The sequence below is a fragment of the Bacillus sp. SM2101 genome (genome assembly GCF_018588585.1).
Classification (GTDB): Bacteria; Bacillota; Bacilli; order Bacillales; family SM2101; genus Nanhaiella; species Nanhaiella sioensis.
Genome location: NZ_JAEUFG010000004.1, coordinates 1 through 12196 on the forward strand (window position 1 = coordinate 1; position 12196 = coordinate 12196).

Genomic DNA, 12196 nt, shown 5'->3' on the forward strand with positions numbered 1-12196 from the left:
TTAGGCACGCCGCCAGCGTTCGTCCTGAGCCAGGATCAAACTCTCCAATAAAGTTTGATTGCTCATTTGTTCAAAAATTAACGTTGACGCTTTTGCTTTGTTTAGTTTTCAAAGAACATTGTTCTGTGTTATCGCTCAGAGGCGACTTAATTAATATAACATCTTCAACACTTGAGTGTCAATATGTTTTTTTATTTTTTCTTAAGTAGCTGTTTACTAGCAGCGACAAGAAATAATATATCACGATAATTATCTTAATGCAACATGTTTTTAAAGAAAAAGAATAATGTTTTAAAAAAGTGTAACTCAATTTATAACATTAAATCTTGTAGTAACTATCTTTTTATATCATATATATAATATGTAAGCACTAAAAGCTATTTTGTATAAGGGGGAGATAAAATGATTATTATAAACGATACGCTATTTGACCCAATCGATTTAGATATAAATTATTTCTCTGGTCCACAACAAGAGATCATTAATAAAATGGCTTACTATCCAGAAAGATATGTATATGATAATATTAAACAGTTTCAATTTGAAATACATGTTAGAAGTGAAACTGTTAAAGCAGCAAAAGATTTGTTTGAAAGTGGTGTAAAGTTTGCCACATTTGCAAATTCAAAATGTAATGAAGAGTATTGGGATCTTACAGATATGGGTGCCTTTGAATTAAAAGAAGGAATTAAACCATCGACAGGGATTCGAGATATTTTTAACAACGGGGTAAAATATGCTTTTGAATGTGCAACGGCTATGGTCATAACCTTTTATAAAGCACTATTAGAATCAATTGATGAACAAGATTTCAATAGATTATTTGCGAACCTTACCCTTTATGATTGGCATTACGATAAAGATTTAGGTTTAATAACGAAAGCAGGGAATGACTTTCTACCAGGTGATTGTATTTATTTTAACAACCCAGACTATAATCCTGCTACACCTGAGTGGCAAGGTGAAAACGCGATTGTTCTCGAAGACGATTTATATTTCGGGCATGGGATTGGAATAAAGACTGCTGAAGAAATGATAGAAGCTCTAAATAAAAGAAGGAGAATGGGATCACTCGAGTCTGCATACCTGTTATCTCAAACATCAAGACCTAATTACAAAGCTTTGTCAGTGTATCGAAAAGAAATAAGACTTACTCATTCCATTAACTCATTTAAAATGATTATTGCTAACATAGGTAATAAAAACTATATAATGTTATGACTCTTTTCAATAACTTTGTTGCTATTGTTTTAATACATGTTTATTTCCTCGTAACAAAATCAACAAGCAATGCGAAAACAGCCTTCTCAAATGTACTACAGCTTTTACTTGATATCAAAAACTACTATTTGATTGACTTTCCAAACCTTCTTGCATTGCTTTCTACTATAAAATACGCAATTGCAAAAATGATAATGGCACCACCTATTACTTGTGTCCAAATCACTTGTTCACCTAGAATGAAGTATGCCAAAATTGAGGCTCCTACTGGTTCGAATAAAATACCTATTGAAACAGTTGCCGTACTTAACCACTTTAACGTCCAATTAAAAAGGCTATGTCCAAGCAAGGTTGGAACAATTGCCAACAATAAAAAGTAATACCAATCAGCCGTCGGGTATTGCAATAATGGATAACCTAGTAACACTACATAAATAAATAATGTGATCGTACTCACTCCGTAAACAACAAAAGTATACGTAATGACTGCTAAGCGTTTTCTAGTATACTGACCTAATAACAAATAAGCTGTAACCATAACACACGCAAAGATAGCTAGTATATCTCCAAGCAGTGCACTACTATTTAGTCTTAAATCCCCTATGCTAATAATAAAGCTACCGATAATAGCTAACAAACCAGTCATAAATGCTTTAAATGTTATTCTTTCTTGAAAAAACACCATTGTTCCTACAAATGCAAATAACGGTTGAAGTGATACAAATACAACAGAACTCGCTACAGATGTATACTGCAGAGATTCAAACCAAAGGATAAAATGAAAAGCTAAAAAAATACCTGCTCCAATTGAATATATCCATTCTCGCTTAGACATGAGAGCCATTTCTTTCACATTTTTAATCAAGAAAATTGGCGAAATAAATAGAACTGCAAACAGCATCCTATAAAATGCGATAACAGGTGCCGGTGCTGTAATGACTTTTACGATTACCGCAGAAGTAGAAACAGAAATAACCCCTATAATAAGTGCAGCATAAGGATTTAAGATTAATTTTTTCATAATAATCCTTTCTTAACTTATTGAACAATAAACATAAACTAGACTAGCACACACATATTCCCATTCAATAACTAAAGAGCTAAGCTAAAGGGTCTATACCAAAATTGGTTCAGACCCTCAGCTAACTTATTTTTACTTAACGTTCTTCTCATAAACTTTGTTGCTAATATTATCAAATTGGTACCAAAAAAGTGGTTTTACATGGTTAGTCATTGTTGTACAGTAGAAAAGGTGCCACGAACGCTAGTTGACTACGTGCTTATTTCTTCATATGAAAAACAACAATCACTGCGAAAGCAGCATTACTATACAAACAAGATGAAATATTTTAAGAGCTCAACAATTATAATAGTAGAAAAGATGCACGAACATAAGACATATACGCGCTCATACCATAGAACGAAAAGCAATAATCAATACGAAAAACAGCTTTATTAAAATACTAACTGATCACACACTACTTCACTAGAACCTTATTAATCTCTTCATGCGTACCTAAATTGTGTGCTGTAATGGTTGAAGGGGATAGAGCATATAGAACATTATCAATATAGATAAGTCGGTATATTTCGTTCTCCCAATCTGGGTACAAAATATTATCTTGTTGATGTGTTACCGTTGAATTTAACTGGAAACCATTCTCCAAATCTAAATGATATATATATCCACCTTGAAATGAAAAGATTTGTTCAAATTCACTATCTACTTTGTTATCATAAACTGCAATTGGAAACGCGAATAAGTTCATATCCTTGTTAAATAATAATGCTTTATGGTCATAATTCAATGGTGAGTAAGTTCCCCTACCTCCAATAATTTCTGTGAATTTTTCTTGTGGATTTGTTACATCAGTAATATCGAAAAGTGAAATTTTCACTCCATCTGTTATAACTCTAGGCTCTAAATTCGGATCTTTATTCGCAATGAGTGTAGTATTTTGCCCAAAGCCGATAATATGATTTTCGTCATAAGGATGTAAATAGTTACTGAATCCAGGGATTTTTAATTCTCCCAATACAGCTGGCTTATTAGGATTACTCAAATCGAGAACAAATAATGGATCTACTTGTTTAAATGTGACAACATAAGCTCTGTCATTCATAAACCTAACTGAATAAATTCGCTCACCCATTGCTAAATCCTCTAATGAACCTACTGTGGTCATTTTGTCGTCCAAAACATATAAGTTATTTGAGGACGGGCGTTCATCACTCCACACCTGGCCTGAAGTTGTAGCAATGCGAAAATACCCTTCAGCTTCATCCATAGAAAACTGATTTAATACTGTTCCAGGAACTTCACCATAGCTATAAAACTTTACATCTGAACCATCAATTGAGAATTTATATATTTCAGTACTTTGTGTAAATGTTTCTTCCATGAGCCTTTCGAAATTAGTTATCATCGGAAACTTAGTAACCGCTACATAGAGATTATCCTTAGACATATAGATATTGTGTCCACTACCCAACCAAGTTGTTACTTTCATCTCTTCATCAGGTTTTTTTACATCAAACGTTCCTATCATCATATAATTGGCTTCTTTTGAATCCGGAATATAACTTATTTCATCATAATTCACCATTTGTAAATCATCACTCACAGCTGAATCATAATAACTTGGTCGTAAATCAATTGGCTCCTCATCTTCCATTATCCAATAATGAGGATATTGATTAGCCACGAGATAGATAATTGAATCCACTTTCCTCGCTGTTACATAACTTCCTTCTAAAGAAACTGCTCTCACTTCTATTGGGTTATCACGTTTAGTTATATCATATACATATGCGTTTGTGACCTGCTCTATAGGAGCAATTAAACTCCTTTTTGCTTCCTCATAATATTGTGTACCGTAAGTTGAGCCAATCACAATTAGTTTGTCACCTTCAATAAATAATTGTGAAGGAGAAAACTCCTTGTTAGAAATAGTCGCCACTACCTCCATATCATCCGCTGGAACGGCCTTTGTAATGATCACATCCTGGTTAGAAATATGGTAAATAAATTCTCCATCAGTTTTTACTCTATCCGCCTCATCTACACCTTGTACTTGATTATTCGTTTCTGAATACGAATTGCCTTCTGATAATGTAGATACTTCAGCATCTGCCTTTTCTTCCATAACTGTCATATCTCTGTTCGTTTCATAGAAATCAATAATGTCTTGGAAATATTCATGTAGCTCTTCCTTCGATCCAATTGTAGGGATTTCAGGTATGACTGTGAAAGAAAAGTTCGTATTAGAAGGTAATCGTTTCCCGGACTCTAGAGCAACTTCCGAAGTAATAACAAGTGTATAGTCCCCCTTCACTTCATAGCCGTCTGCTGGAGCAGTAATCGTTAATAGCTTATTATCTTCACTTAACAGTAGACTAACGTCAGCCTTTTTATTCTGGCTATTTTTTATATAGACAGATTGTGAAGAAATGGTTGATTCATCCACTGGTGATGAAAATGAAATTTCCCACATTTTATTTGGTAAGACGACTGATTGTTCATTAAGATCTATTAAGTCACTCGCAATGGCTGGACGAAATTGATAAAAGAACAAGCCAAACAGAAAGCTTAACGCTACTATACAAAAGCTAATTACAGAGAACTTCTTCATTTCTGTTCCACCTTTCTGAAAATTGTCTAAGGGCACCCCTATACTCTCATAACAATAGACGACAGTTGGTGGGAAATGTTACACACAATGGTTAATATGACCTATCCCGTTTTTTAAATGTTTTATCATATTCTCTAGGTCTTGGTCATCATATCTATTCATACAGGCAATTTGTAGCCAATTATTCGCTTTTAAATAGCTACTTTCATAATGAAGATAGTATCCCTGCATATATAATTCATCTCCTATATCGGTAGAAAGCAAGTGCGAGGGAACAACGATTGTCATAATACCTGGTGATGAAAACTCTTCATCTACCAAAATCTTCAAGCCTATGCGCTCCACTTGGGATCGTATGAACGAATATTGTTTACGTATATGAGTGAACTTTTCTAATGTTTCATAGCTATCTAATGCAGTATGAAGTGCATGTAATAAATTGGATGAGTAAGAGAAAGCCACTCCTTCATTTTCGATATAAATACCTAAATCTAAGTATTTCGGAATAAGTGGAGAAGATTTTATTGATTTATTGTGATAGACAAACGATATGCCAGTGTAAGCTCCTAATCCCTTCCCACTTACCCCTGAGGCTAAAAAAACATCCTCCAAATCTACAGGTATGATCCCGACCGTACTTATACAATCTAAACACAGTCTAATATTATGTGTTGTGCTCAGTTCTTTAAGTGCGTCAATATCATTTATCATTCCTGTAGATGTTTCACAATGAACTGCCCATAACCATGAATATTCTGATTGGTGTATTTTTCTTTTAATTTCTTCTGAGCAAAACGGTTCTCCCCACGTTTTTTCTATCATATCAAATTGCAGCCCACATCTATTAGCATGGTCTACTAACCTGTTTCCGAACTCACCATTTACAAGAATTAGCCCTTTTCCTCTGTTTAGCTTTAATTGCATAGCTATCATGTCATTTGCTAGTGTCCCCGTCCCCATTAGCAACTGCACATTCATAGCATTCGTTAAATGACATAGTTTCCCTTTTACTTTACTCAATAATTTATGAAATTCAGTAGATCGATGAGAAATCGGCCTTTCATTTAACGCTTCTGTAACTTCATCTCTAATAGATACAGGTCCGGGTAGAAACGATTTCATTGTCGGCATCAAACGTCCAGCCACTGATTCTTCAAATGTATCTCTAGTTAAATACATCGGTTGGAAATAAGCATCTTCTTTCCCTACGAGCTGTGAAAATGGCTGAAAGCCCAATTGAGCATATAATTTAGCTCTGCGAGTTGTTCCCGATATTACAGCTAGATCATACCCTTTTTTCAAACAATACCTAGCTAATAATTGAGCAATCCCTACAAACACCCGCCCATTACGATACTCTTTTTTTACAGCTAACAACCTTATTTCACATGGAAAAGAAGCATTAACAGGTAACTGTCCTTCTATTTTCCCTATCTTTTTGTCTAATGAAAATGGCCTATTATGTCGCAAAGCAACCATCCCAATTACTTCATCTCGGTGCTTACATATTAGGTATGTATTTTCATCATGAAATTGGTCTACTAATTCCTTTGATGTATTCGAACCATGTTGTGGAATTTCCTCTACAAAAGTTTCATAGTTTAAGGAATGAATTTGATTCAATTCATCAGCGTTTTTTGCAACTTTATAAATGTATCCCATATCCATCAGCTCCGTTTATAAATTATGAGGTTGTTAATAACGGGAAAAATATAATTAACTTTCTTTATCTTGGATCGACACCTTAAGTTTTAATACCTATTTCTCCATTTTAAGGAAATATTATCTCTATGAGCAAAAATAATAATAAAAACAATAAATATTGCAATAACAACACTCAGTATTGAATAATTTAGAAATAACAATATTAGTGGCAACAGAGAAATTGCGCCTAAACCAGCAAGTGTAAAACTACGCATAACTAAATAACAAACGAAAAAGAATATTAACAACAATAAACAAATTAGCTCATCAAACACAATCAATCCACCTAATAATGTTGATATTCCCTTTCCACCCTTGAAACGAAGTGTTATAGGCCAAATATGACCTATTACTACAAGTAGTAGGCAAAGCAATTGAAATTCTAGTGAAAATGACAGCAGTTTTGCAATTCCAACAACAACTGCTCCTTTTAATGCATCACCACAGAACGTAAGAATAAAACCTTTTTTTCCAACTATACGTCCGGTGTTCCGCGCACCAATATTTCCACTTCCATGATCTCGTATATCAACACCTGCGTAAAACTTGGTTACAAAAAGGCCTGTCATGATCGTACCAAGTAAATATGACACAAGACCAAAGATCAAAATATTCATCCAATGCCTCCTAAATAAAATCGTATATTTTATTAATTGGCTCTTTTCGTTAACATTGTTACTATTGTTATTAAATTAGAAATTGTTAAATAGTTTTGTTACTTGAGTCAGCCTTTTGAGTTAGAGTTGCTTCCATGCTTAAGTATTAATACGTTTAACAACAAGCGTTGCGAAAAAAGCCTATTGAATGCTCAATCCCCTAAATAATATCTGAATGATTAGAAAATTCTTATCATTACAAATACTGTACTTGTAAAATATTTTAACATACGAATGTATATTTCTCTTCTAAAATACTTATCTAAAGGTGATGCTTTATGATTGAAACTTCTCATTTGTTACAACTAGGCTTATCCGCCATTTTAGGCTTGATTATAGGTTTAGAGCGGGAACTAAAAAGGAAACCCGTTGGATTAAAGACAAGTCTTGTTATATCTATTGTAAGTTGTTTATTAACGATTGTATCGATTGAATCTGCTTATCAATTTCCAGACAGCAATCGCATCACGATGGACCCATTGCGCTTAGCTGCTCAAATCGTTTCAGGGATTGGCTTTTTAGGTGCTGGTGTTATATTACGGAGAGGAAATGACAGTATTTCAGGATTAACGACAGCTGCAATGATATGGGGAGCTGCTGGCATAGGTATCGCTGTAGGAGCAGGCTTTTATTGGGCAGCAATTGCTGGCGTTATCTTACTCATCATTAGTGTTGAAATCGTACCCATCTTAATAGGCTTACTAGGTCCAAAAAAACTACGTGAAAAAGAAATTCTACTTAAACTCATCGTTCAAGACAATACCCAAGTTTCAAACATACTAACTAACCTTCAACAGGAAGAAATCACACTAAAGCATATTCGGATTAAAGATTCTGAAGAAACTAAGTTGATCCAAATGAAAATAACCGTCGATCAAAAACGCTATACAACAGATGTGTACTATACAGTTCAAAAAATCCCAGGTGTGAGCAGTATTGAAATAGAGAGCTTGTAACGTCACTAAATATGGGTATTGATCTATGTTCAGAATTCATGCTATCATTTTCCATATAAGGGGCATTAGCTTAGCTGGGAGAGCGCTACACTGGCAGTGTAGAGGTCAGCGGTTCGAGCCCGCTATGCTCCATTAACCAGAACCCTTTATATATTAGGGTTCTTTATTATTTTACACTTTGCAAAATAATGATTATTATCTCAGTTGGGAACAAATCGGGAACAAACATATTTAATTTTTTATCGGTAACAGTTGGGAACAAAAGTGATGATTATGTATTAAATTGTTAAGGTATATAAAAAAGCTACCAACAATAGTTAGCAACTTTTTTAACTTCTTGTACATTTAGTTTTAATCTGATAATATTTTCATTGAAATGCTGCAACATTTCAATTTGTGAAACAAGATATATTCCAGAACATCTGACTGAACTATCCATGAACTATTAATGTGGGTAGTTTTTTCTTTATTTATTACATATGTCCTAGAACATTTCTTAAGATTCATCATATACTCCCACAATCTCACTTTCTAAATCATATACTTTCGGTATAGTTACTTTTCCTTTAGAAGAAATGAGCATTAACATCACTTGTTGTATATCAAAATTATTTAAAGCAATTGATGCTTTATCTTTTGCTTCTAAACTGTCCTCTGCTTCTACTTTAAGAGAAATTGGTAACGATATATCAGCATGCACCGTAAATTCTTGTTTGATTTTTGGTTGTGTCATTATGTAACTCCTCCTTTTCTTTTGTAGATTAATAAGACAAAATACACTTACCATTCAAGCATTGAATCAATTATATCAAGCACAAAGTAATTATTATATGTTTCAATGCAAAGTAAATTCATTGATTTTATTTGTTCAGTAATAAATGCTTCTTGTTCCGAAACCCCAATACTTTCATAAGAAACAAACATTTTAATCCCCAATGTATTATCACAAGTGTTTTTATTTATGATTTCAATTTCTTCAACATTCACCTTAACTAATTGTTTTGATTCCTCATCAATAAATTTTAAAGGCTTAATCAAAATGTACTCTGAGTATAAATTTTCGATTGGTTGATGAGATTTTACTGATAAATTTAATTCTCCAATCATTCTGATGACATTCTTTATGCTTAAATGACCATATGTAGATATACTCATTATAAATTTTCTCCTTTTGTATAATTGTGTACATCAACAATCTCAATGCCTGTCTCAGGATCAAGCAACATTAAATCAAAGTCATTCATTCTATTCACTTCTGCTTTAAGCACCTCTCCATTAGCCAATTGGAACGTAACTTTACCGCCAATCAATAAGTCAGGATGTAAATACAATTTCATTTTTTCAGCATTCATGTTTGAATTAATTGAGACATTTAACGCAACATTTCCATTAAGTAGGGTATTCAAATTAGCTCACTCCTTCATATTTATTATATTTAACCACTTTACGCATTTACGATATTTCGTAATTATAAATATATTATAATTTCGTTATTTAGTAATTGCAAGCAAAATAATTACGAAATTGCGAAATTATATAACATAATGTATAATTATAATCATAAACGACTGACAGGAGAGGTTATAGTGGAGATTCAATTAAGAGTAACGCTCGATACGATTTTAAAAGAAAGAGGTATCACTCAAAAAGATTTAATTCAACTTATTAAAGAAAAAACAGGTAAGGATGTAAGAGCTGCATCGATAAGCGAACTATACAATAATCAACGAAAAACTCTTAATAAAGACTTAATTAATTTGATAGCCAATACGTTAGAAATTAAAGAAGTTAATGATTTAATACGTTTTGTAGAGAAATAGAATCCGTCATAAACTTAATAGATGGATTCTATTTTTAATTTTATGAATTCTAAATAGCTAATTTACATTATTACTCTCCACCACTTGAATCTGACTCGACAATCATAATAGATGTCGTAGTAGGTCGTCCACCTCCTGGATCAGCCATATCTTGACTATTAATGTTGGTCAACACAACACTGGCAGTAGAAATGATCAATGTAGCACATGCAATTGAAGCTATTAGTTTTTTCATTTATCTCACCTCCTATTATTAATTTTAACTGATGGATAATAAATTGATAATACATGCTTCTACATTCAACTTTTCAAGCTCCAATATCGGTAGTTTACGAAAATACGTATCACCAGAATTTCTAAAAGCTTTTACCGATTCACAAAAGTCCTCTATATCTTTGGTAATCAATCCTTTAAGGTAATAATGGAATCCTCTTTCATTATCGGTTAATTTATTTATAGGTTCTGATTCTAACAGTTCCATAGCTTTTCTGTTTTGTTTATTATTAATGTAGTAATGAACAACATCATGTATATCAGTTGGATGAGAACTCTTTAAATTCAAATATCTTGGCTGTTTATTCCATAGATTATCTAAAAAGGCCATGCTACGCTCCACATTAATTTGCAGTATTTCCAAACCATCTTGTGACATGTAAAACGCTCTTTGTAAATATCTATTAGCCTTATCAAAGTCCTCAAACATATGTGAATTTCCTTGATGTATGTAAGCCCAGGTTTTAAAAAGTGGTTCTTGAATTTCTTCATTAATTTTATTACAAACATCTCTTGCTAATTGAAGATTATTCATTCGAACATAATATTCTGCTTTGATTAATAGGAATCTAGCATAATAAATATCCCTAATGTACTTTTCTCCAATTTTATAAAAATCTTCATCATTTAATATAGCTACTATGTCAAATGCAATTTCATACTTTTTCTTATCAAGATAGCAATATGCTTTAAAGATAGTTTTAATAATATGCACTTCAAAACATTTATCTTTCAATTCATCAAATTTTTTTAGTGCTTCCAAATAATCGTATTTCCCATTCACATACCTATCATCAATTTGATAAAGTTTCCCCCACTCACGACTCGTAGCATTATTACAATTGATCATTCGTTGAATTAATGCTCTCTTTTCACTTTTAAGTTGATTGACTTCAAGATACTCTAACATGTATCGTGCAGTTTTTTTTGTTGGCTCTATGCTTCTTGCATATTTACATATCAATTCTTTTTCTTCATCTTTATTTGGGAATAATTCTTGTACTAATTTTGTTAATCCAAAAAAATTATCGAACTCTCTACTTTCATCACTTAATACTTTAGTCAAACCTCCTGCCTGTTTATAGTTGGCGATGTTTGCCATCTTCGTTTTGCATCCTCTTCCTTGAGCTTCAATTTCATTTGAGATAGTTTCCTTGAATGTTGGCAAGTTATACACCTCGATATTTGTAAATAAATAGTTATGTTAATTAAAATTTACTAACAATTAACAATTATTTCAATTGTTTCTTTTTGTATTAATATATTGATACAATTTGTTGGATTTAATAGAAAACAGGAGATAATTATAAGATATCTTCTAATTGTGAAGAATTTAATTTTAATTTGATTACCTAATTGTAAATAATTACAAGGTTTTTATTATTTACTTTAAATCCAATATTAGTAAAATGAAATATTGGAATGTTAATTATCTTAAATACTATTTCAAAACAAAGAAAAAAGGCCATCATGACCTTTTCAGTAAATAGTACTTCACTTACTTAATTCACACAGCTTCTCCAACTTGTTTTAATACATTCAATATTAAAGGTGATACTTGAATTAAAATATACCCCAACCCTGCATTTTGAATCATTGTCCAGGCTCTCTCAGCTTTACCAAACATGAACAAAAAACATGCTCCAACAATTACTACACTTGCAACAGGAAAGCTAAGGGCTACTAAAATGTCTACCACAGGATCTAACAAATGTGCGATTGCTGATAGTGTTTGTTCAGACATCCATTCTTTAGCCCCTACTGTTACAGCTTCATGAGAAGTTGCGAATACAGGCTGTGCTATAACTAAAGGTACTGTTACCGAAGTTCCAATTTTTCTAATCAATCTATTTGCTTTCAACTTATTCTTTTCTTTCTTACAACCACTACTCATGAACTCATTAAAACTTATTGTTTGTGTTCTTCTCATAGTT

13 protein-coding genes and 1 tRNA gene are annotated in these 12196 nt (G+C 32.6%); 4 read left to right on the top strand and 10 right to left on the bottom strand.

The features are described from left to right. Nucleotides 1–402: 402 nt before the first annotated feature. The gene (locus JM172_RS04695) at nt 403–1221 is read left to right on the top strand and encodes a protein-glutamine gamma-glutamyltransferase (protein WP_250886516.1); all 819 of its coding nucleotides are present in this window, start codon (nt 403–405) and stop codon (nt 1219–1221) included. Nucleotides 1222–1345: 124 nt separating this feature from the next. Here JM172_RS04695 and JM172_RS04700 read toward each other — a convergent pair whose 3' ends face one another. From JM172_RS04700 to JM172_RS04715, 4 genes are all read right to left on the bottom strand, one after another. Then, the gene (locus JM172_RS04700) at nt 1346–2242 is read right to left on the bottom strand and encodes a DMT family transporter (RefSeq protein ID WP_214480944.1); all 897 of its coding nucleotides are present in this window, start codon (nt 2240–2242) and stop codon (nt 1346–1348) included. A gap of 457 nt (nt 2243–2699) precedes the next feature. Continuing rightward, nucleotides 2700–4853: a beta-propeller domain-containing protein gene (locus tag JM172_RS04705; protein ID WP_214480945.1), complete on the bottom strand. Its 2154-nt coding sequence runs from the start codon at nt 4851–4853 to the stop codon at nt 2700–2702. 78 nt (nt 4854–4931) lie between these two features. Next, entirely contained in the window at nt 4932–6515 is a 1584-nt protein-coding gene (locus JM172_RS04710; RefSeq protein ID WP_214480946.1) for an aminotransferase class V-fold PLP-dependent enzyme, read from the bottom strand. An 89-nt stretch (nt 6516–6604) separates the two neighbouring features. Continuing rightward, nucleotides 6605–7174: a glycerol-3-phosphate acyltransferase gene (locus JM172_RS04715; RefSeq protein WP_214480947.1), complete on the bottom strand. Its 570-nt coding sequence runs from the start codon at nt 7172–7174 to the stop codon at nt 6605–6607. A gap of 317 nt (nt 7175–7491) precedes the next feature. On the opposite strand from JM172_RS04715, the gene JM172_RS04720 reads away from it, so the two are divergent. Then, nucleotides 7492–8169: an MgtC/SapB family protein gene (locus tag JM172_RS04720; RefSeq protein WP_214480948.1), complete on the top strand. Its 678-nt coding sequence runs from the start codon at nt 7492–7494 to the stop codon at nt 8167–8169. A 59-nt stretch (nt 8170–8228) separates the two neighbouring features. Next, nucleotides 8229–8301 (top strand) — tRNA-Ala (locus JM172_RS04725). Nucleotides 8302–8665: 364 nt separating this feature from the next. On the opposite strand, the gene JM172_RS04730 is transcribed toward JM172_RS04725, so the two are convergent. The 3 genes from JM172_RS04730 to JM172_RS04740 are packed head-to-tail and all read right to left on the bottom strand — an operon-like array spanning nt 8666 to nt 9575. Beyond that, nucleotides 8666–8902: a hypothetical protein gene (locus JM172_RS04730; protein WP_214480949.1), complete on the bottom strand. Its 237-nt coding sequence runs from the start codon at nt 8900–8902 to the stop codon at nt 8666–8668. A 47-nt stretch (nt 8903–8949) separates the two neighbouring features. Then, nucleotides 8950–9324, bottom strand: coding sequence for a hypothetical protein (locus JM172_RS04735; protein ID WP_214480950.1), 375 nt, complete (start codon nt 9322–9324; stop codon nt 8950–8952). Then, nucleotides 9324–9575: a hypothetical protein gene (locus tag JM172_RS04740; RefSeq protein ID WP_214480951.1), complete on the bottom strand. Its 252-nt coding sequence runs from the start codon at nt 9573–9575 to the stop codon at nt 9324–9326. The genes JM172_RS04735 and JM172_RS04740 overlap by 1 nt, the downstream gene beginning before the upstream one ends. Nucleotides 9576–9755: 180 nt before the next feature. Between JM172_RS04740 and JM172_RS04745 the strand changes: the two genes are divergently transcribed. Next, on the top strand, nt 9756–9989 hold the full coding sequence (locus tag JM172_RS04745; protein WP_352222911.1) for a helix-turn-helix domain-containing protein: 234 nt from the start codon (nt 9756–9758) through the stop codon (nt 9987–9989). Nucleotides 9990–10059: 70 nt separating this feature from the next. On the opposite strand, the gene JM172_RS04750 is transcribed toward JM172_RS04745, so the two are convergent. The 3 genes from JM172_RS04750 to JM172_RS04760 all read right to left on the bottom strand — a co-directional run bounded on the left by JM172_RS04750 (nt 10060) and on the right by JM172_RS04760 (nt 12192). Then, nucleotides 10060–10224, bottom strand: coding sequence for a hypothetical protein (locus JM172_RS04750; RefSeq protein ID WP_214480952.1), 165 nt, complete (start codon nt 10222–10224; stop codon nt 10060–10062). A gap of 24 nt (nt 10225–10248) precedes the next feature. Then, entirely contained in the window at nt 10249–11430 is a 1182-nt protein-coding gene (locus tag JM172_RS04755) for an AimR family lysis-lysogeny pheromone receptor (protein WP_214480953.1), read from the bottom strand. Nucleotides 11431–11769: 339 nt separating this feature from the next. Next, the gene (locus tag JM172_RS04760) at nt 11770–12192 is read right to left on the bottom strand and encodes a hypothetical protein (protein ID WP_214480954.1); all 423 of its coding nucleotides are present in this window, start codon (nt 12190–12192) and stop codon (nt 11770–11772) included. Between the last annotated feature and the right edge of the window lie 4 nt (nt 12193–12196).